Here is a 19,734-nt window from a genome sequence, read left to right as displayed (position 1 = left end):
TGCCATGACCCACGACTCGCCGGTGACGGACATCAACGAGGATTCCCTGCACGTCGAGGCCCCCGAGACGGCGGCCGCCGGGCTGAAGGCGGTGACGGTCGCGCTCCAGCGCGGGCTCGAGCAGGCCGGCCCATGGCGCACCGCCCGTTCGCTGCTGCGCATCAACCAGCGCGGCGGGTTCGACTGCCCGGGCTGCGCCTGGCCTGAATCCGACGGCAAGCGCAAGACCGCGGAGTTCTGCGAGAACGGGGCGAAGGCAGTCGCGGAGGAGGCGTCGGTCTCCGCTGTGACCCCCGAGTGGTGGGGATCCCACCCGATCGAGACGCTGCGCGACAAGACGGACTACTGGCTCTCCAAGCAGGGGCGCATCACCGAGCCCGTCGTCCTGCGCCCGGGCGACGACCGCTACCGCCGCATCTCCTGGACCGAGGCGTTCGACCTCGTGGGCGAGCACATCCGGGCCACGACGCCCGACCGCTGCGTCTTCTACACCTCGGGCCGGACGGCGAACGAGACCGCCTTCATGTACCAGCTCTTCGCCCGCAGCCTCGGGACGAACAACCTCCCCGACTGCTCCAACATGTGCCACGAGTCGTCCGGCTCCGCGCTCAACCCCACCATCGGGATCGGCAAGGGCACGGTATCCCTCGAGGACATCCACGAGGCGGAGCTCATCCTCGTCGTGGGGCAGAACCCCGGCACCAACCACCCGCGCATGCTGTCCGCCCTGGCCGAGTGCCGCGCGAAGGGCGGGAAGGTCGTGGCCGTGAACCCGCTGCCCGAGGCCGGCCTCCTGCACTTCAAGGACCCGCAGAACCTCTCGGGCTATGTCGGCGAGGGCGCGACGATCTCGGACGAGTTCCTGCAGATCAAGGTCGGCGGCGACCTCGCGCTGTTCCAGGCCCTCGGCCACCTCCTCCTGGAGGAGGAGAAGCGCGCGCCCGGGACGGTCGTGGACCACGCCTTCATCGAGGCGCAGACCGAGGGCTTCGAGGCGTACGCGGCCGCGCGCGCCCAGATCGACTGGGATGAGACGGAACGGGCCACCGGCCTGTCCCGCCTCGAGATCGCCACGGTCGCGAACCTCCTCGCCAAGTCCAGGGCCACCGTGGTGTGCTGGGCGCTCGGCCTGACGCAGCAGCCGCACTCGGTGGACACGATCCGCGAGATCATCAACCTGCTCCTCCTCCAGGGCAACTTCGGCAAGCCGGGCGCCGGCGCGTGCCCGGTCCGCGGCCACTCGAACGTCCAGGGCGACCGGACGATGGGCATCTGGGAGAAGCCCAAGGAGTGGCTCCTCGCGGCGCTGGACAGGGAGTTCGGGATCGCCTCCCCGCGCGAGCACGGCTTCGACTCCACGGAGACGCTGCACGCGTTCGAGAAGGACGAGGTGGACGTGTTCGTGGCGCTGGGCGGCAACTTCGCCCAGGCCAACTCGGACACCGAGGCGCTCGAGGCGGGCATGCAGCGCGCCGGCCTCACCGTGCACATCTCGACCAAGCCGAACCGCTCCCACGTGGTGCACGGGAAGACCTCGCTGATCCTTCCGACGCTCGGCCGCACCGACCGCGACGACAAGCACCCGAAGGGCCGCCAGTTCCTCTCCGTCGAGGACTCCATGTCCATGGTCCACGCGACCCAGGGACGGCTCGAGCCCATCTCGGACCACCTGCTGGCCGAGCCCGTCATCGTCGCGCGCATGGCCGTCGCGGCCCTCGGCGAGGACCATCCCGTGGACTGGCGCGCCATGGCGGAGGACTACGACGTGATCCGCGACCACATCTCCCGCGTGCTGCCCGGCTTCGAGGACTTCAACGCCAGGATCCGCACGAAGAACGGCTTCGTCCTGCCGAACCCCCCGCGGGACACGCGGACGTTCGCCACCGACGCCGGCAAGGGCCAGTTCACGGTGAGCCCGCTCGAGTACCTCGAGGCGCCCGAGGGGCACCTGGTCCTCCAGACCATCCGCAGCCACGACCAGTACAACACGACGTTCTACGGGCTCGACGACCGCTACCGGGGCATCCGCGACGGACGCCGCGTGGTCCTCGTCCACCCCGAGGACCTCGCGGAGCTGGGCTTCGCGGACCGCGAGCTCGTCGACGTTGTGAGCGTGTTCCGCGGCGAGAAGCGCAGGGCCGAGCGGTTCCGGCTCGTCGCCTACCCCACCTCGAGGGGCTGCGCGGCGGCCTACTTCCCCGAGGCGAACGCGCTCGTGCACCGCGACAACGTGGCCAGGGAGTCCAACACGCCGGGCTTCAAGGCCATCACCGTCCGCTTCGAGCGCCACGCGGCTGCTGAGGACGAGGCACGCGCGGGACAATTGAGCTGACGCCGCCAGAACCGAGCTAGGAGGCCGTGATGGGCCGGTTGAGCCAGCGCCGCAAGGTGCACAAGTACGTCCTGGGCAGTGAGCACCCCGTGCGCCACAAGGAGGACGTGCTCGCGGTCGAGGAGCCGCTCGAGATCCGGCTGTCCACGCCGCTGGGCGGCATGACCTACAGCGTGACGATGCGCACGCCCGGGGATGACTTCGACCTCGTGGCCGGCTTCCTCGTCTCCGAGGGCGTCGTGTGGGAGTCCGGGCAGCTCGTCTCCGAGCGCTTCTGCGCGGGGGAGGACGCGCAGGGCCGGCAGACGTTCAACGTCGTCGACGCCCAGCTGCGCCCCGGCGTGCCGCTGCCCGCCACCGGCCGCAACGTGTACACGTCGAGCTCGTGCGGGATCTGCGGGACCGAGTCGATCGAGGCGGTGCGGCGCTCCTCCCACCACAGCCCCGCGGGCGACGGCGTGCGGCTGCTCCCCGAGCTCGTCGCCGGCCTGCCCGCCCGCCTGCGCGCGGCCCAGGCGCTCTTCGACCGGACCGGCGGGGTGCACGCCGCCGGGCTGTTCTCGGTCGGCGACGACGGTACCTCGGCTGAGCTGCTCTGCCTCCGCGAGGACGTGGGACGCCACAACGCGGTGGACAAGGTCGTGGGCTGGGCCCTCCGCGAGGGCCGGCTGCCGCTCGCCGGGACCGTCCTGCAGGTCTCCGGGCGCGCCTCCTTCGAGCTCGTGCAGAAGGCGGCGATGGCCGGTATCCCGGTCCTGGCAGCCGTCAGCGCTCCGTCGACGCTGGCGGTGGAGCTGGCCGAAGAGTCCGGGGTCACCCTCATCGGCTTCAGCCGTGGGGACGGCTTCAACGTCTACGCCGGACACGAGCGGCTGGTCGCCTCCTAGTGCCCCTCGGATCTGTACCGAAATGAGACCGGCCGTCCGTTCCACCGCGGGATACGGCGGAGTAGCTTTGATGTCCACAGGTTTGTCAACTGATTGGATATTCCGTGCATGACGACCGCCGGATCATCGAGGCGCGCATCGACAGGTTCATCCGGGAGCGCCTGCAGCGCGCCCTCTACCGCCGCTCGATCCCCCTGACGGCCGAACGCTGGGATGCCCCGGGCGAACCTGTGCCCGCCGCGCAGGCCCTCCGGCAGGCCTTCGTCCCGGTCGCAGAAGGAGCCCCGTGGGGTCCGCCGTGGAGCACGACATGGCTGCGCCTCACCGCCGAGGTTCCACCGGGGTGGGGAGGCCCGGGCACGGACCTCGAGGCCGTCGTCGACCTCGGATTCACCACCGAACTGCCCGGCTTCCAGTGCGAAGGGCTCGTATGGCGCGCCGACGGCACGACCGTCAAGGCGCTGAACCCGCGCAACCACTACGTTCCGCTCGCAGCGCTGGGAGGAGGGCGCGACGTCGAGTTCTACGTCGAGGCGGCGGCGAATCCTGACATCGCCCAGGGGTGGACGTTCCAGCCGACCCCGCTCGGCGACCCCGCCACTGCCGGCACCGAACCCCTCTACCGGCTCGGCCGCATGGTCCTCGCAGAGCGGGACATCACCGCGTGGGAGCTCCTCCAGGACGCCTCGGCCCTCAACTCCCTGATGCATGAGCTTCCCGACGACCGTCCGCGGCGGCACCAGATCCTGCGCGCGCTCGAGCGAATGACGGACGCGGTGGACCCCTCCGACGTCGCAGGCACGGCGCCCGCAGGACGCGACGCGCTCGCCGGCGTCCTCGCGCAGCCGGCGACGGCGAGCGCCCACCGGATCGTCGGCACGGGCCACGCCCACATCGACGCGGCCTGGCTGTGGCCGGTGCGGGAGACGCAGCGCAAGTGCGCCCGCACGTTCTCCAACGTGGTCGCGCTCATGGACGAGGACCCGGACCTGGTCTTCGCCTGCTCGCAGGCCCAGGAGCTGGCCTGGATCCGCGACGGCTACCCTCAGCTGTTCGAGCGGATCAAGGAGAAGGTGGCCGAGGGGCGCTTCGTCCTCGTCGGAGGAATGTGGGTCGAGTCGGACACGAATATGCCGGGCGGGGAGGCCCTGGCCCGCCAGTTCCTCGAGGGCAAGCGGTTCCTGCTCGAGGAGTTCGGGGCCGAATGCGAGGAGACCTGGCTCCCCGACACCTTCGGCTACTCGGCCGCGCTCCCGCAGATTGCCCGCTCGGCGGGCAACCGGTGGTTCCTGACCCAGAAGATCTCGTGGAACCAGGTCAACCGTTTCCCCCACCACACCTTCCTCTGGGAGGGGATCGACGGGACCCGCGTGTTCACGCACTTCCCGCCCGCGGACACCTACAACTCGGACCTGCGCGCCTCTGACCTCGCCCACGCCGAGCGGAACTTCCGCGAGCACGGACGCGCCACGGTGTCCCTCCTCCCGTTCGGCTACGGCGACGGCGGCGGCGGCCCCACGCGGGAGATGATGGCGGCCGCGCGGCGCTGGGAAGACCTCGAGGGCTCACCCCGCTTCGAAGTGGCCTCTCCGCGGCGGTTCTTCACCGAGGCCGAGGCGGACTACGCGTCTCCGCCTGTGTGGGTGGGGGAGATGTACCTCGAGAAGCACCGCGGCACCTACACCGCCCAGGCGCGCACCAAGCGGGGGAACCGGCGCTCGGAGCACCTCCTGCGCGAGGCCGAGCTGTGGTGCGCCACGGCGTCTGTCCGGGTGGGTGCGCCCTACCCGGCGCATGAGCTCCAGCGCCTGTGGCGGCTCACCCTCCTGCAGCAGTTCCACGACATCCTCCCGGGCAGCGCGATCGCATGGGTGCACCGCGACGCCGAGCGGAACTACGCCGCGATCGAGCGCGGCCTCGAGGGACTCATCGCGAGTGCGGCGGAATCGCTCGTGGGCGCGGGGGACCGCGAGATCCTGCTCAACGCCGCCCCCCGGGCCAGAGCGGGTGTCCCGGCTCTGGCCGCGGGCGCCGTCGTGCGCCCCGAGCGGCCGGCGACCCTCGCCGCGAGGGGCGGGGGCTGGGTCCTCGAGAACGGCGCGGTGCGCGCGGAGGTCAACGGCGAGGGGTTCCTCGTGGGCCTCGTGGACGCGGTGTCGGGGCGTGACGCGATCGCCCCGGGGGCGCGCTCGAACCTGTTCGAGCTGCACCGGGACACCCCCAACGAGTGGGACGCCTGGGACCTGGACGAGTTCTACCGCAACAGCGTCGAGGCGATCACGGGCGCGGACGCGGTGGGGCCGGGAGACGGGGCGGAGGGGGAGGCGGTGCTCGTGGTCGAGCGGTCCTTCGGCGCATCGCGGGTGCGCCAGCGCCTTGTGCTCGCCCCCGGCGCGACGTCCCTGCGCATCGAGACCGAGGTCGACTGGCACGAGCGCCAGAAGCTCCTCAAGCTCGGCTTCGCCCTCGACCTCCGCGCCGAGCAGAGCTCCTCGGAGACGCAGTTCGGCCATGTGCGGCGGCCCGTCGCGGTGAACACGTCGTGGGACGCGGCCAGGTTCGAGATCTGCGCGCACCGCTGGATCCACGTGGGCGAGCCCGGCTACGGCGTCGCTCTCGCGAACGATGCGACCTACGGCCACGACGTCACGCGCACGGTCCGCAGCGACGGGGGCACGACGACGACCGTGCGGCTCTCCCTGCTGAAGTCGCCGCTGTACCCGGACCCGGCGGCTGATTCCGGACTGCACCGGTTCACGGTCGTCCTCGCGCCGGGGGCGGGGATCGCCGACGCGCTGCGCGAGGGCTACGAGGTCAACCTGCCCGAGCGGACGGTGCGGGGCGCGCGCGACGTCGAGGCGCTAGTGTCCGTCTCGGAGTCCTCGCTCGTGGTGGAGGCCGTGAAGCTCGCCGCCGACGGTTCCGGCGACGTCGTCGTGCGGCTCTACGAGTCCCTCGGTGCCAGGGCGGAGGCCGAGGTCGCGGCGGGGTTCGAGTGCGCGGCGGTCGATGCGGTCGACCTGCTCGAGCGACCGCTCGCGCCGGGAGCGCCGTCGCCCATTGCGGGCGGGGGCGGCGGGACGGCCCGGCTCAGGGTGCGGCCGTTCGAGCTCGTCACGCTCCGCTTCCGCCGTCCGTGAGGCGCGGGTCCCCGTGTGAGCCTGCCCTGCCCTTAAATGGCTGAGTGGTGGCGGCCCGAAGGCCGCCGCCACTCATCCCCCCAATGAAGAACCACCCTGTCCCCCTGACAGGCCGTGTTCACACAATCATGATTGTGGCATGTCCTAATGAAAATGTGAATTCAGTTCCTCAAGGGGCTGGATTTTTACCTTGTGAGACGCCGCGGCGCGGATGCGGCACGTCGACGGGCCTGCAGGCTGGCGACCCAGATCACCGTCAGGCCGGCGAAGAGCAGCAGGAGCACGGAGTAGTTCATCGTCTGCATGACGGGCACCCAGGAGAGCGGCATGAGCGGGAAGAGGTTCGTGAAGATCAGCAGGGTGTAGCCCGCGCCGATCAGTCCGGCGGCAACGCGCAGCGCCGGCAGCGCAGCGCCGACCGTTGCCCGGAAGAGCGAGGGGATGAGCACCACGCCGGTGAACGTGGGGTACACGCGCCCCAAGGCGGCGTAGACGCCGAACCAGACCTCGTCGGTGCCCTCGTGCAGCCCCACGCTCGAGGGCTGCAGGCCCATCAGGAGGAAGGACGCCACCGTCCCCGCGGCCACGACCCCCAGCGCGCCCAGGCCCCAGGGGCCGTACAGGGCCGCCTCGGCCCCGCGGGACCCGAAGGCCCGCGCGATCCGCACGGCCAGCAGCAGGCACACGGCGTAGATGAAGAAGCGCAGGAGGAGGTTGGCGAGGTTCACCCCGCCGAGCAGGGCGTCGATGGCCAGGTAGGGCCGCTCGATGCTGAGGAGGATGGTGGCGGCGAACAGGGTGAAGAGCCACATCATGAGGCGGTTCTCCCCGCGGAGGGCGGCGGGGATCCGCACGACGGCGAGCAGGACGGCGATGCCGAACGTGATCCAGGCGAGCCAGGTCATCCGAGGTGCTCCCAGACGCGCGTCGCGGCGCGCTCGTCGGTGGCGGCGCGCCGCAGGTTCTTGCCCAGGGCCGCGAGCCGCTCGGAGGCCATGAGGACGAGCTCGGCGTCGGGGAGCCGCCTGAGCGCGCCCTCGGTGGCCTCGGGCGGCCATCCCGCCTCGCCTGCCGTCACCAGCCCCGTGACCACGAGGCCGTTGCGGAGGCCGACCCCGGCCTCCCTCGCCGTGCTGACGGCGAGCTCGGGGCTCAGGCGGTTCGCGCTCAGCTGGGCCGAGAAGTTCTGGGGGGCCACGCCGGAGGCGATGCTCACACGCTGGCGCAGCTCGCCGTCGTCGATCGCCTCGACCCACTGGCGCACTGCCGCGTCCGGATGGCCCGCCGCGCCCGACGCCGGGTGCGTGCCGTTGGGGGCCAGCTCGCCGCTGCGGACCAGCAGCTCGCGCAGGAAGCGGGCCGTGGGGACCTGGCTGAGAAGCTCGGCGTCGGTCGGAGGCGCGGTGCTCGCCGCGAGCTCGCGGTACGGGTCGAAGCGCGCGAGCCCGAGGACGGGGTTCTGCCCGTATGCGCGGGCGACGGCGACGACGGTCGCCTCGGGGACCTTCCCGCGGACCAGCTGCTGGGCGAGGGTGCTCCGCTTGACGCCTGACCTGCGGCAGATGTCGGCGGCGGACTTGCCCGGTGCGAGTTCCTGCATCCAGTGGCGGAAGTCCAACGCTGAGACAGGCACGGAACCCCTCCTTCCATTTCAGCCGCGCGAGAGCTCCCCGGGCGGGCGGCTTGGTCCTGCGTGTCGATTTTACGTTGTCCGGGGGCTGCCCTATGCTGGTCTTAGCCCGCCGGCTCGCGCACCCCCCAATCGCGAGTCGGCGGGTCTTTCACTTTCTCGGGAGAGTTCATGAGCAGCATGTACAGCGCGGCGTGGAGCTCGCTGCATCAGATCACGCGGGCCACGGACGGCAGGAACCCGTTCAACCGCGAGACCCTCCGTCGGGTCCTCGGCTTCGCGAGGCCGCACCGCGGGCGGCTGGTCGCATTCGTGCTCGCCTCGGTCGTCGCGGCAGTGCTCGCGGTGGCGACCCCGGTCCTGGCCGGGCAGGTGGTCGACGCGATCGTCGCTCGCGAGGACGTCTCCACCGTCGTGTGGCTCGCCGTCCTCATCGCCGTCGTGGCGGTGGCCGACGCCGGGTTCGGGCTCCTGACGCGGTGGCTGTCCGCGACCATCGGCGAAGGCGTGATCCTCGACCTCCGCCGGGCCGTCTTCGACCACGTGCAGAAGATGCCCATCGCGTTCTTCACCCGGACTCGCACCGGCGCGCTCGTGAGCCGGCTCAACAACGACGTCATCGGGGCCCAGTCGGCGTTCGCGGGCACCCTCTCCGGCGTCGTCAGCAACGCTGTCGCCCTCGTCCTCACCGTCGCCGTCATGGCACAGAAGTCCTGGCTCGTGACGGTCCTCGCGCTCATCCTCCTGCCGATCTTCCTCGTCCCCGCACGGCGCATGGGCGGCCGGGTCGCCGACCTGCGGCGCGAGGCCGCTGCGCACAACGCCGCCATGAGCACGCAGATGACCGAGCGCTTCTCCGCCCCCGGCGCCACGCTCATCAAGCTGTTCGGCCGCCCCGACGAGGAGTCCCGCGAGTTCGCCGTGCGCGCCAGGCGCGTGCGGGACATCGGGATCCGCTCCTCGATGCTCACCTTCACGTTCATCACCGCGCTCACCCTGGTCTCCTCGCTCGCCCTCGCGCTCGTCTACGGGGTGGGCGGCTGGCTCGCGATCGGCGGACAGCTCGCGGCGGGCGACGTCGTCGTGCTCGCCCTGCTCCTGACCCGCCTGTACGCGCCGATCACCAACCTCTCCAACGCGCGCGTCGAGATCATGGGCGCGCTCGTGAGCTTCGAGCGAGTGTTCGAAGTGCTCGACCTCGCCCCGCTCATCACTGAGAAGCCCGACGCCAGGGCGCTGCCCTCCGGCGCGGTGCCCGTCGAGTTCGACGATGTCCGCTTCGCCTACCCGAGCGCCGAGAAGGTCTCCCTCGCGTCCCTCGAGGAGGTCGCGGTGCTCGACACGCGCGGCGGCGAGGAGGTGCTCCACGGCATCTCGTTCCGGGTTGATCCGGGGCAGACGGTGGCGCTGGTCGGCTCCTCGGGCGCGGGCAAGTCCACGGTCGCCCAGCTCTTGGCCCGGCTGTACGACGTCGACTCGGGCGCCGTGCGCATCGGCGGCGTCGACGTGCGGGACACGACCTTCGAGTCCATGCGCGGCACGGTCGGGATGGTCACCCAGGATGGGCACCTGTTCCACGAGACCATCGCCGAGAACCTGCGGCTGGTCCGCCCCGGTGCCTCCGACGAGGAACTGTGGGAGGTGCTGCGCAGGGCGAGGCTCGAGGCCATGGTGCGCTCGCTGCCCGACGGCCTGGGCACGATCGTCGGGGAGCGCGGCTATCGGCTCTCCGGCGGCGAGCGCCAGCGGCTGACGATCGCGCGGCTCCTGCTCGCGGCGCCGCACGTCGTGATCCTCGACGAGGCCACCGCCGCCCTGGACTCGACCAATGAGGCCGCCGTGCAGGCGGCCCTTGCCGAGGCGCTCGAGGGGCGCACCGCCGTCGTGATCGCCCACCGGCTCTCGACGGTCCGGGCCGCGGACCAGATCCTCGTGGTCGAGGACGGCCGAATCGTGGAGCGCGGGACGCATGCCGAACTCCTCGCGGCCGGCGGCCGCTACGCCGAGCTGTACACGACCCAGTTCGCGGAGGCATCCGCGGTGGCGGACGAATTCGCGCAGTAGCCCCGGTTGAGGGGTCATGTCCCTGCGCCGAGGGCCATCGCCCTGCGCCGAGGGCCATCGGATAGTCTCTGACTGTGCCTGCCCGGATCACCGTCTCTGCCGTGTGCGTCTACTCGCCGGAGGGGCGCCTCCTGACCGTCCGCAAACGGGGGACCGACCGCTTCATGCATCCGGGCGGAAAGCCCGAGCCGGGCGAGTCCGCGGCGGAGGCCGCGAGCCGTGAGCTGTCCGAAGAGGTGGGCATCGACGTCCCGGCCGAGGACCTCGTGCTGCTGGGCGCCTGGACTGCGCTCGCCGCGAATGAAGCCGCCACCGACATCGAGGCGACGGTGTTCACCGCGCCCGGGGAGCACAATCCGAGCGAGGTCCATCCCGCTGCCGAGATCGAGGAGCTCCGCTGGATCGATCCCGCCGCCGAGCCGTCGGCGGATCTGGCGCCGCTCCTGACCGACCACGTCCTTCCCCTGCTCGTGCGGCAGGGACGCGACCCCTCAACGCAGGGACATGACCCCTCGACGCGGCCAGCCTCCTGAAGCTGGGAGCAGCGTGGGAAGTCGGTGAACCAGACGTGAACACTCGTTGAAGTCCGGCGCCCTACGTACTACCCGGCGGTAACTTGGTGGGCCGTGACCACTACCCGCCGCAGCTTCCTCTCAGCAGCGTCCCTCGCCGCCCTCGGCGCCGCCGCCCTCACCGGGGCCGCCGCGCCGTCCGCCGCCCGGGTCATCGCGCCTTCCGCCCTGCCCGCCGACCCTGCCGCGTCCGGGATCGACCACATCATCGTCGTGATGATGGAGAACCGTTCCTTCGACCACTTCCTCGGATGGCTCCCTGGCGCCGACGGGAAGCAGAGCGGTCTCACCTACACCGACCGCTACGGCATCCCGCACGGCACGCACCACCTGGCCGACTACCAGGGGTGCAGCCACCCCGACCCCGACCACTCGCAGGAGGGCGGGCTGATCGAGTTCAACAACGGCAGGTGCGACGGCTGGCTCCGGGCCGGCGACAACGACGACTTCGCCATCGGCTACTACACGGACGCCGACCTCGCGTTCTTCGCCCAGGCCGCGCCCGGCTGGACCGTCTGCGACAACTACTTCGCTGCGGTGATGGCAGAGACGTACCCGAATCGCTTCTACCAGCACGCCGCCCAGACAGACCGCATCCACAACTCCTCCGCGAACGCGACCATCCCCACCATCTGGGACCGTCTCGCTGCCGCCGGGGTCAGCGGGAAGTACTACTACTCCGACGTGCCGTTCCTCGCGCTGTGGGGGACCAAGTACATGCCGATCTCCTCGCCGTACTCGGCGTTCCTCAGCGACTGCGCCGCCGGCACCCTGCCGTCGGTGAGCTTCGTCGACCCGCGCTTCATGGACGAGGGCTCGGGAACGTCCGGCGACGACCACCCCCACGCGGACGTCCGCTCGGGAGAGCTCTTCCTCAACGAGGTCTACCGCGCCGTGACGACGTCCCCGGCGTGGTCCCGCACCATGCTCGTGGTCAACTTCGACGAGTGGGGCGGCTTCTACGACCACGTCGCGCCGACCACGGCGCCCGACACCAGCCAGACGACGGCGCTGCGAGGCTTCCGCGTCCCGGCCCTCGTCGTCTCGCCCTTCGCCCCCCGTGGGGCCGTCGCCTCCGGCACCTACGACCACACCTCGGTCCTCAAGGCCATCGAGTGGCGCTGGAACCTCCAGGCGCTCACCCCGCGCGACGCCAACGCCGCCAACATCGCCGAGGTCCTCGACTTCGCCTCGGCGCCCAACCTCGCCGCCCCGGCCTACACGGTCCCTCCCTTCGCCGCCGGCCCACCCTGCACGCCCCTCCCCGGCGGAGACCCGGAGGACGAGTGGCACCCGCTCAAGAACCGCGCCATCGCGGAAGGATGGAAGCTCGCATGAACCGCCCACAGCTCGCCCCTGCCGCCCCTGCCCTCTCCGCACGACGGCGCCCGCTCGCCGTCGTGCTCGCAGCCCTCGCCGTGCTGGTGCTCGCCGCCGTCGCGCTCGTGCGCACCGGAGCAGGCCAGGAGGCCAGCGCGGCCGACACCGCTCCCCAGTACCTGCCCTCGAGCTCGCACGTGTTCGTCATCAACCTCGAGAACAAGGGCTACGACGAGACCTGGGGCCCGTCCTCGCAGGCGCCCTACCTCTCGCAGACGCTGCGCTCGCAGGGGGTCCTGCTGAACAGCTACTACGGCACCGGCCACAACTCCCTGGACAACTACATCTCCCACATCTCGGGCCAGGGCCCGAACAGCCAGACCCAGGCGGACTGCCAGACCTACTCGCCGTTCGTCCAGACCGGCACCGCGGCCCAGGGCCAGGCGGTGGGCAGCGGGTGCGTGTACCCGTCCGGCGTGCCGACGGTCGCGGACCAGCTCACCGCGGCCGGCAAGACGTGGAAGGGCTACATGGAGGACATGGGCACGCCCTGCCGCCATCCTCAGCTCGGCGCGGTGGACGACACCCAGAAGGCCCGGGTCGGCGACCAGTACGCGGCGCGCCACAACCCGTTCGTGTACTTCGCGGGCATTACCGGCTCCCTGGACTGCGCCAAGAACGACGTCGACCTGACCGCCCTCAGCGGCGACCTCGCCTCGGCCTCGACCACCCCGGCAGTCTCCTTCATCACCCCCAACCTCTGCCACGACGGGCATGACTCGCCCTGCGTGGACGGCCAGCCCGGCGGCCTCGTCTCGGCCGACGCGTGGCTCAAGCAGTGGGTGCCCGTCATCACGAACTCGTCCGCGTTCACGAAGGACGGAGTGCTGGTCATCACGTTCGACGAGTCGGACGGCCCGCAGCAGGACGCGAGCGCGTGCTGCGGCGAGGGCCCGGGTCCCAACGCAGCACTGCCCGGCATCACCGGGATGGGCGGCGGCCGCGTCGGCGCGCTCGTGCTCTCGCCGTTCACCGCCGGCGGCACGTGGTCCACGACCCCGTACAACCACTACAGCCTGCTCGCGAGCATCGAGGACCTCAACGGCCTGCCCTACCTCGGGTACGCCGGCACCCCGGGCCTCAACCGCTTCGGGCTCGACGTGTACAACAAGGGCGTCTGAGCCCCTCAGCGTGAAGGGACGGCAGGCTCAGCGGGTCCGGCGCAGGACGCTCTCCAGGAGCAGGTCCTTCGCCGGGCCCGTGACGTCCCACGTCCAGCGCAGCTCGTCGGGGCCCGCCGCCTCGTAGCGCACGCGGTAGTCGTCGGGGGAGCACCAGTGGGTGCCGTCGGAGGCCGCGCCGGTGAGGTCGACCGAGTGGAAGGGCCGCCCGTCGGGGAAGAAGACCTCCATCGCGCCCGGGTGCGCTCCGGGCCGCCATACGTACTCCCGCGTCGCCGGTCCCTCATGGGCACCCCAGCGGACGGTGCCCTCCTCGCGCTGCTGCAGGGCGCCGTCGTCCGCATCGGTGCTGAGGGGGGCGAAGGTGACCGTGCCCGAGAAGCGGCCCCGCGCGCCGGTCGCGCGGTCCAGCATCGTCCGTTCGACGGACCACGTGCCGCGGAGGAACGCGTGCAGGTCAGGCACTGGATACGACAAGTGCCCCCGACCGGAATCGAACCGATGGCCTGCCCTTTAGGAGAGGGCCGCTCTATCCTACTGAGCTACGGGGGCCCGCCCGCGAGAGCGGGCACGCACCAGCATACAAGGTCGTGAGGCTAGGCTGGCGACGTGGCACAGGCACGGTCTCGGCAGGATTCGGGCGACGGCGGCCGGACGGAACGCATCCGGCTCTACCTCGGCGCGTGGTCGGCCGTGAGCGTCGTGCAGTTCTTCGCCGCCGAGGCGGCCACGATCGCCCAGTGGGCCGGACCCGCGCCGTACAGCCGCAGGCTCGGCTTCATCTCGGACCTCGGCCAGGTCAGCTGTGGCCTCCACGGCACCCGTGAGATCTGCTCGCCCCTGCACGCCCTCATGGACGTCTCCTTCGTGCTGCAGGGGATCGGCATGGTCATCGCCGCGCTGCTCCTGACGTCCCCGGTGCTCCGGGTCGCCGCTGAATGGCCGGCCGTGCTCGCCGAGCGCCGCCTCACCGCCGCCCTGATGCGCACGACGCCGTCGCCCGCCTCCCACGCGAGGGTCGCCGTCCCGCGGCTCGCCACGCTCGCGGTCCGGCTCCTGCTCGGGGCCGCGGGGATCGGGGTGGCGGTCGTGGGGCTCTTCCCGCAGGATTCGGTGGAGGCCGTCCATCTGGCGGGCGCCACCGCATACTTCCTGGGCGGCTCGTGCGCGCTCGTGGTCCTCGGACTCCTCTGGCTGCGCCGCACGGCCGCCGCCTGGCCGGTCCTGCTCCTGGGCGCGACTGCGCTCACCTCGACCCTTGTGGGCGGGGCGCTGCAGATGCGTGTGCCCGAACCCGGCACGCTCGAGCGGCTCATGGGCTACCCGGTCACGATCGGCATCGCCCTCGTGGGGGCCGTCCTCGCGTGGCGGCTGGGCGTGCCCGCCCGGGCCGCGCGGGCGCTCGCCAGAGCCCGCGCCTGAGGTGGCCGGACCGCGGCGCCGGGATCACGCCGTCGTGCGCTGCCTCCTGGCCAGCAGGACGGCCGCGGCGGCCGCCGCGAGCATGAGGACCAGCAGCACCCACCCGGCCACGACGAGCACCGACGCGAGCACCGCCGCCCCGGTGTCGGTGGGTGAGCCCAGGGCGGTGTCGATGGCCACGTTGCCCCCCAGGCGCACGACGACGAACGCGGCCACGAGCGCGAACGCGGACCACCGCCGGGCCTTGGCCTTGAGCCAGGAGCCGAACACCAGCAGGAACGTGAACCCGGCCGCGAGCGGGAAGATGGTCCCCGCGGTCTTGTGCACGTAGTTGAGCTGGCCGAGGGCGTCGTCGTCCATCGCCCCGCGCAGTTGGGAGATGTAGTCGGGGGAGAATCCGCCGATGAGCGAGTCCGGCATGGCCAGGCCGCCCGAGAGCTGGGTCATCTGCGTCAGGGTCAGCAGGTGCAGGTACCAGAACATGAAGACGCTCGCCACGAGGCCTGCGATGATGATGAGCTTCGCGTTGCCCTGGGCCTGCTCGGGCGTCCGCTGGGTCGTCGGGTTCACGGGCTGGCCGGCACGGGCGCCCGGCGCGGCCGCAGCCCGGTCGCCGTGCTTGCGTGCCCGCTGGGCGGGGGTCTTGGACATGGTCCCATTATCGCCTCCCGGGGGGCGGCGGACTGGGCGCCGGTAGGCTGGGGCCCGTGGCTGAGATGAGCGAGCACCTCGATTCCCTTCCCGACCTCGACCCCGGTCTGAATGACGCGGACCTGGCTTCCGCCCTCGTGCGGGCCGCCGGCGGCCTGGCGCTGCGGATGCGGCAGGACGGGCTCGACGCCGAGCGCAAGACCTCCGTCTCGGACATCGTCACCGCAGCCGACAAGGCCGCCGAGGCCTACGTCCTGGCCCAGCTGCGGCGCTGCCGCCCTGACGACGGCGTGTTCGGCGAGGAGGGGGCCCAGGTTCCCTCGGCCTCGGGGCGCACGTGGGTGATCGACCCCGTGGACGGGACGCTCAACTTCTTCACGGGCTCGAGCTACTGGTGCTCGGCGCTCGCCCTGCGGGGCGAGGCGGCCGACGGCGACGCCGACCCGGAGTCCCTCCTCGGCGCGATCTACCAGCCCCAGGAGGACAAGCTGTGGGTGGGGGGCGACGGAACGCCGGCGACCCTCAACGGCGAGGCGCTCGCCGGGCCGGCCGACGCGCGGCTCGGGCTCCTCGGCGCGGCGACGTCCATCCAGCCGCGTTGGCTCGAGCAGCCTCTGTCTGCGATGCCCTGGCACGCCGCGGCCGTCCAGGCCGCGTCGATCCGCATCCTCGGCTCCGGCTCGTGCGACCTCGCCCGGGTCGCCACCGGCGAGATCGGCGTCTGGTTCCAGCACTCCTGCCCGCAGTGGGACTGGCTGCCTGGCAAGGCGATCGTGACCGCGGCGGGCGGCTCGACCGCCACCGTGGAGGTCAACGGGCTCACCTGGTTCGCGGCGGGGGGCACGACGGCGGTGCGGGAGGTCGTGGCAGCGCTCGCCTCGGCGCGGCTCGGCTGAGGCGGGGCCGGCCGCCCGAACGGGCGGTGGCGCGTCCATTGCAGCCCCTGTGAGGCGGCGGGACAATGGACCCAAGGACTGAGGCGGACGCCCCGCAAGAAGTGCCAACAGGCTTCGCGCCCGCCGCACGCCAGCTGGGAGGCGACGGACTGCCATGTTTGAGCACTTTTCCGAGGCCCATGAACTCTTCGTGTACCGGATGGGCATCGCCCGGGGAACCACCCGGCGGGCGATCGTGACCCTGGGGACCCTTGAGCAGCACGCGCAGCGCGCGGAGGTCGGGGCCCTCATGCGGGACCTGTCCGAGGAGGCCAGGGCCCATACTGCCGCCCTCGAGGACCTCTTCGCCGAACTCGAGCGCAACGTCGCCGTTCCTGTTGCGCATACCGCGGACGGGCTCGACAAGGAGGTCCACTCCGTGGTCCGCAAGACCGACGAGGGCATCCTCGACCTCGCGGTCCTGCCGCTCGCGCTCGAGATCCAGTACGCGGCCATCGCGGCGTACGAGCCGCTCGCCGTCTACGCCAGGGAGTGGCTCGAAGGGGACGTTGCGGACCGCCTCGAGAAGTGCGTCGCGGAGCAGCTCGCCTCACGCAACCAGGTGCTCGGGCTCATGCGCACCGTCTTCGCGAGCGGGGACACCGTCCAGGCCAGGCCGGACTGAGACGGACTGAGCGGGGCCGGCCGCACCAGTGAACGGGGGAGCCACGACGGGAGGAACGATGAGACACCACAACGAGAACCAGCACGAGCCAGGCGCCCCGGAGACACGCGTCAGCACGTTCATGCGTGTCATGGGCCGGCTGCGGGACGTCTACGGGCCCGCGAACCGGCGCATCGCCCAGGAGGAGCTGCGGCACCGGCCCAACCCGGAGGACCTCAGGACCCAGCACGAGGTCGACGGGATCGAGGTCGAGGTGGACAGCGAGGGGCACCGGTACGGGGTGCGCAGGGACGGCGCCGGCGGGTGATCCCGCACGCTGCCGCTCCGCCGGCACCGGCGGCCTAAAATAGAGGGATCATGGATATGCTCTTCGATCCCTATGCCCACGTGCCCAAGCCCGGTGTGCCCGGGGGCGCGCAGGAACCGGATCCCGACGAGCTGCCGCCGGTGCCCGACGAGGAATACGGCGCGCCCGAGGACATGCCTGCCGGCTGGCTGCCGGCCTCCGACCCCGCCGAGGACGCCCGGCGCGAGGCCGAGGAGTCGGCGGCCGCCCTGCTCGAGGGCCTCAACCCCCAGCAGCTCGAGGCCGTGACCCATGCGGGGAGCCCCCTGCTCATCGTCGCCGGCGCCGGCTCGGGCAAGACGCGCGTGCTCTCGCACCGCATCGCCTACCTCATCGCGACGCGCCGGGCGCACCACGGCGAGATCCTCGCCATCACGTTCACCAACAAGGCCGCGGCGGAGATGCGCGAGCGCATCGAGGCGCTCGTGGGCGAGCGGGCCCAGCGGATGTGGATCTCGACCTTCCACTCCTCGTGCGTGCGGATCCTGCGCCGCGAGGCGAAGTCCGTGGGCCTGAACTCCAACTTCTCGATCTACGACTCGGCGGATTCCCTCCGCCTCATCACCCTCGTGCACAAGGGCCTCGAGCTCGACCCCAAGAAGGTGGCCCCCAAGGCCGTCCAGCACAAGATCTCCTCGCTCAAGAACGAGCTCATCGACGCGGACGACTTCGCGGGGCGCGCCAACCTGAACGACCCCTTCGAAGCCGGGGTGGCCGAGGTCTACAAGGGCTACACGCAGCGCCTGCGCCAGGCCAACGCGATGGACTTCGACGACCTCATCGCCGAGACCGTGTACATGTTCCGGGCCTTCCCCGCGCTCGCGCAGATGTACCGCCGCCGCTTCCGCCACGTCCTCGTGGACGAGTACCAGGACACCAACCACGCCCAGTACGCGCTCGTCCGGGAGATCGTCGGGGAGGGGGACGAGGCGTCCGAGCTGACCGTGGTCGGCGACTCGGACCAGTCGATCTACGCCTTCCGCGGCGCGGACATCCGCAACATCGTCGAGTTCGAGAAGGACTACCCCGAGGCCCGCACCATCAAGCTCGAGCAGAACTACCGCTCGACCCAGACCATCCTCTCCGCCGCCAACGCGGTGATCTCGCGCAACCCGAACCGGCCCGAGAAGCGGCTCTGGACATCGGAGGGCGACGGCGAGAAGATCATCGGCTACGCCGCCGAGAACGAGCACGAGGAAGCGCGCTTCATCGCCAAGGAGATCGACCGGCTCACCGACTCCGGCGAGTTCCGCCCCGGCGACGTCGCGGTCTTCTACCGCACCAACGCCCAGTCCCGCAGCCTCGAGGAGATCCTCATGCGGGTCGGGCTGCCGTACAAGGTCGTGGGCGGCACGCGCTTCTACGAGCGCAAGGAGATCAAGGACGCGCTCGCCTACCTGCGCGTGCTCGTCAACCCGGACGACGACGTCAACCTCCGCCGCGTGCTCAACGAGCCGAAGCGCGGCATCGGCGAGCGGGCCGAGGGGACGATCGCCGCGCTCGCGGAGCGGGACCGCGTCTCGTTCATGGCGGCGATGCGGCGCGCCGACGAGGCGCCCGGTATGGCGACCCGCTCGCTCAACGCGGTGAACGCCTTCGTCAAGCTCCTCGACGACCTCGCCGCCGTCGCGGAGGGCTCGGGCGCCGCCGAGGCGCTCGAGGCTGTGCTCGAGCAGACGGGGTACCTCGCCGGCCTCCGTTCCTCGACGGACCCCCAGGACGAGTCGCGCGTCGAGAACCTGGCCGAGCTCGTCGCCGTCGTGCGCGAGTACGAGCGCGAGAACCCCGAGGGCAGCCTCGAGGAGTTCCTCGAGCAGGTCTCGCTCGTGGCGGACGCGGACCAGATCCCGGACACGCCCGACGGCGCCTCCCAGGCCGAGGTCGACGCGGCGGTGGCCGAGGCGAGGCGGCAGGGCGTCGTGACGCTGATGACCCTCCACACCGCCAAGGGGCTCGAGTTCCCGGTGGTGTTCCTGACGGGCATGGAGCACGGCGTGTTCCCGCATCGTCGCGCGGCCACGGACCCCGACGAGCTCGCCGAGGAGCGGCGCCTCGCGTACGTGGGCCTCACCCGGGCCCGCAAGCGCCTCTACCTCACGCGCTCGGAGGTCCGCAGCCTCTGGGGCCAGAGCGAGTACTACCCGGCGAGCCAGTTCCTCGGCGAGGTCCCGGCCGAACTCATCCAGTGGAAGCGCGAGGGCTCCAAGCGGCCCCCGGCCGTGGGCACCGCCGGAGACGGCTTCAACGGCCGGTACGGGGGCGCGGGGTCCCGGTACGGCGGCTCGTCGTGGGGCGCCGGGGCGAGCCGGAACGCGAGCTTCGCCACGATCTCGCCCGCGTCCGCGGCCACGACGAAGGGCCGCGTGCAGCCGCAGAAGGAGGTCATCTCCGTCAGCGTGGGGGACAAGGTCAACCACACCGCGTTCGGGAACGGCACCGTGATCGGGGTCGAGGGCGCGGGCGACAAGACCGTCGCGAAGGTGAGCTTCGACGTCGGCGAGAAGCGACTCCTGCTGCGGTACGCGCCCCTGACGAAGGTGGGCTGAGGCGGCACGCCCCGCGGCCCTTCTCACGGGCGCAGACCCGGCCTACCGTAGGAGTGGTCTCTGGGCGTGAACGGAGCCGTGCC

Annotated in this window: 16 protein-coding genes and 1 tRNA gene; 12 read left to right on the top strand and 5 right to left on the bottom strand. The window is 71.6% G+C overall.

The genetic code is table 11. From position 1 onward, the window contains the following. Window positions 1-4: 4 nt before the first annotated feature. The 3 genes from ACQ5BE_RS11620 (at window position 5) to ACQ5BE_RS11610 (ending at window position 6,359) form a co-directional block, all read left to right on the top strand. Window positions 5-2,332, top strand: coding sequence for an FdhF/YdeP family oxidoreductase (locus ACQ5BE_RS11620; protein WP_430297170.1), 2,328 nt, complete (start codon window positions 5-7; stop codon window positions 2,330-2,332). A gap of 29 nt (window positions 2,333-2,361) precedes the next feature. After that, window positions 2,362-3,219, top strand: coding sequence for a formate dehydrogenase accessory sulfurtransferase FdhD (gene fdhD / locus ACQ5BE_RS11615; protein ID WP_430297169.1), 858 nt, complete (start codon window positions 2,362-2,364; stop codon window positions 3,217-3,219). Window positions 3,220-3,323: 104 nt separating this feature from the next. Further along, window positions 3,324-6,359, top strand: coding sequence for a glycoside hydrolase family 38 C-terminal domain-containing protein (locus ACQ5BE_RS11610; RefSeq protein ID WP_430297168.1), 3,036 nt, complete (start codon window positions 3,324-3,326; stop codon window positions 6,357-6,359). 185 nt (window positions 6,360-6,544) lie between these two features. Here ACQ5BE_RS11610 and ACQ5BE_RS11605 read toward each other — a convergent pair whose 3' ends face one another. Together ACQ5BE_RS11605 and ACQ5BE_RS11600 are read right to left on the bottom strand one after the other, a co-directional pair. After that, entirely contained in the window at window positions 6,545-7,264 is a 720-nt protein-coding gene (locus ACQ5BE_RS11605; protein ID WP_430297167.1) for a hypothetical protein, read from the bottom strand. Further along, on the bottom strand, window positions 7,261-7,992 hold the full coding sequence (locus tag ACQ5BE_RS11600) for a hypothetical protein (RefSeq protein WP_413250035.1): 732 nt from the start codon (window positions 7,990-7,992) through the stop codon (window positions 7,261-7,263). Before ACQ5BE_RS11600 ends, ACQ5BE_RS11605 begins: the two co-directional genes overlap by 4 nt. A 168-nt stretch (window positions 7,993-8,160) precedes the next feature. On the opposite strand from ACQ5BE_RS11600, the gene ACQ5BE_RS11595 reads away from it, so the two are divergent. From ACQ5BE_RS11595 to ACQ5BE_RS11580, 4 genes are all read left to right on the top strand, one after another. After that, the gene (locus ACQ5BE_RS11595; RefSeq protein WP_430297166.1) at window positions 8,161-10,053 is read left to right on the top strand and encodes an ABC transporter ATP-binding protein; all 1,893 of its coding nucleotides are present in this window, start codon (window positions 8,161-8,163) and stop codon (window positions 10,051-10,053) included. A 74-nt stretch (window positions 10,054-10,127) separates the two neighbouring features. After that, a complete protein-coding gene (locus ACQ5BE_RS11590; protein ID WP_430297165.1) occupies window positions 10,128-10,586 on the top strand; it encodes an NUDIX hydrolase in 459 nt (152 codons plus the stop codon). Window positions 10,587-10,679: 93 nt separating this feature from the next. Continuing rightward, window positions 10,680-11,963: an alkaline phosphatase family protein gene (locus ACQ5BE_RS11585; RefSeq protein WP_430297164.1), complete on the top strand. Its 1,284-nt coding sequence runs from the start codon at window positions 10,680-10,682 to the stop codon at window positions 11,961-11,963. Next, window positions 11,960-13,126: an alkaline phosphatase family protein gene (locus ACQ5BE_RS11580; RefSeq protein ID WP_430297163.1), complete on the top strand. Its 1,167-nt coding sequence runs from the start codon at window positions 11,960-11,962 to the stop codon at window positions 13,124-13,126. The genes ACQ5BE_RS11585 and ACQ5BE_RS11580 overlap by 4 nt, the downstream gene beginning before the upstream one ends. A 27-nt stretch (window positions 13,127-13,153) precedes the next feature. Here ACQ5BE_RS11580 and ACQ5BE_RS11575 read toward each other — a convergent pair whose 3' ends face one another. Both ACQ5BE_RS11575 and ACQ5BE_RS11570 read right to left on the bottom strand, forming a co-directional pair. Then, window positions 13,154-13,591, bottom strand: a complete 438-nt coding sequence (locus tag ACQ5BE_RS11575; RefSeq protein ID WP_430297162.1) for a DUF6314 family protein — start codon at window positions 13,589-13,591, stop codon at window positions 13,154-13,156. A gap of 13 nt (window positions 13,592-13,604) precedes the next feature. Continuing rightward, window positions 13,605-13,678: transfer RNA gene (locus ACQ5BE_RS11570), tRNA-Arg, on the bottom strand. A 57-nt stretch (window positions 13,679-13,735) separates the two neighbouring features. Here ACQ5BE_RS11570 and ACQ5BE_RS11565 point away from each other — a divergent pair. Next, window positions 13,736-14,548, top strand: a complete 813-nt coding sequence (locus ACQ5BE_RS11565) for a DUF998 domain-containing protein (RefSeq protein ID WP_430297161.1) — start codon at window positions 13,736-13,738, stop codon at window positions 14,546-14,548. 24 nt (window positions 14,549-14,572) lie between these two features. On the opposite strand, the gene ACQ5BE_RS11560 is transcribed toward ACQ5BE_RS11565, so the two are convergent. Beyond that, window positions 14,573-15,199, bottom strand: a complete 627-nt coding sequence (locus ACQ5BE_RS11560; RefSeq protein ID WP_430297160.1) for a hypothetical protein — start codon at window positions 15,197-15,199, stop codon at window positions 14,573-14,575. Window positions 15,200-15,264: 65 nt separating this feature from the next. Here ACQ5BE_RS11560 and ACQ5BE_RS11555 point away from each other — a divergent pair, with 65 nt between their 5' ends. The 4 genes from ACQ5BE_RS11555 to pcrA all read left to right on the top strand — a co-directional run bounded on the left by ACQ5BE_RS11555 (window position 15,265) and on the right by pcrA (window position 19,651). Next, on the top strand, window positions 15,265-16,095 hold the full coding sequence (locus ACQ5BE_RS11555) for an inositol monophosphatase family protein (protein ID WP_430297251.1): 831 nt from the start codon (window positions 15,265-15,267) through the stop codon (window positions 16,093-16,095). Window positions 16,096-16,249: 154 nt separating this feature from the next. Further along, the gene (locus ACQ5BE_RS11550) at window positions 16,250-16,759 is read left to right on the top strand and encodes a DUF892 family protein (protein WP_430297159.1); all 510 of its coding nucleotides are present in this window, start codon (window positions 16,250-16,252) and stop codon (window positions 16,757-16,759) included. Window positions 16,760-16,817: 58 nt separating this feature from the next. Continuing rightward, window positions 16,818-17,066: a hypothetical protein gene (locus ACQ5BE_RS11545; RefSeq protein WP_208711732.1), complete on the top strand. Its 249-nt coding sequence runs from the start codon at window positions 16,818-16,820 to the stop codon at window positions 17,064-17,066. Between the two features lie 50 nt (window positions 17,067-17,116). Beyond that, window positions 17,117-19,651 carry a DNA helicase PcrA gene (gene pcrA, locus ACQ5BE_RS11540; RefSeq protein WP_430297158.1) on the top strand — a complete coding sequence of 845 codons (2,535 nt, stop codon included), beginning with the start codon at window positions 17,117-17,119 and terminating at the stop codon, window positions 19,649-19,651. The last annotated feature ends 83 nt before the right edge of the window (window positions 19,652-19,734 follow it).

Source organism: Sinomonas sp. B1-1, from assembly GCF_050474465.1.
GTDB classification, from domain to species: domain Bacteria; phylum Actinomycetota; class Actinomycetes; order Actinomycetales; family Micrococcaceae; genus Sinomonas; species Sinomonas flava.
This window is presented reverse-complemented; position numbering and strand designations above follow the sequence as displayed.

Excerpts from the sequence above, each read along its gene's own strand:
- ACQ5BE_RS11545 (WP_208711732.1), top strand. The coding sequence starts at position 16,818 with ATGAGACACCACAACGAGAACCAGCACGAGCCAGGCGCCCCGGAGACA.
- ACQ5BE_RS11555 (WP_430297251.1), top strand. The coding sequence starts at position 15,265 with ATGAGCGAGCACCTCGATTCCCTTCCCGACCTCGACCCCGGTCTGAAT.
- ACQ5BE_RS11550 (WP_430297159.1), top strand. The coding sequence starts at position 16,250 with ATGTTTGAGCACTTTTCCGAGGCCCATGAACTCTTCGTGTACCGGATG.
- ACQ5BE_RS11605 (WP_430297167.1), bottom strand. The coding sequence starts at position 7,264 with ATGACCTGGCTCGCCTGGATCACGTTCGGCATCGCCGTCCTGCTCGCC.
- pcrA (WP_430297158.1), top strand. The coding sequence starts at position 17,117 with ATGGATATGCTCTTCGATCCCTATGCCCACGTGCCCAAGCCCGGTGTG.
- ACQ5BE_RS11560 (WP_430297160.1), bottom strand. The coding sequence starts at position 15,199 with ATGTCCAAGACCCCCGCCCAGCGGGCACGCAAGCACGGCGACCGGGCT.
- ACQ5BE_RS11620 (WP_430297170.1), top strand. The coding sequence starts at position 5 with ATGACCCACGACTCGCCGGTGACGGACATCAACGAGGATTCCCTGCAC.
- fdhD (WP_430297169.1), top strand. The coding sequence starts at position 2,362 with ATGGGCCGGTTGAGCCAGCGCCGCAAGGTGCACAAGTACGTCCTGGGC.
- ACQ5BE_RS11595 (WP_430297166.1), top strand. The coding sequence starts at position 8,161 with ATGAGCAGCATGTACAGCGCGGCGTGGAGCTCGCTGCATCAGATCACG.
- ACQ5BE_RS11580 (WP_430297163.1), top strand. The coding sequence starts at position 11,960 with ATGAACCGCCCACAGCTCGCCCCTGCCGCCCCTGCCCTCTCCGCACGA.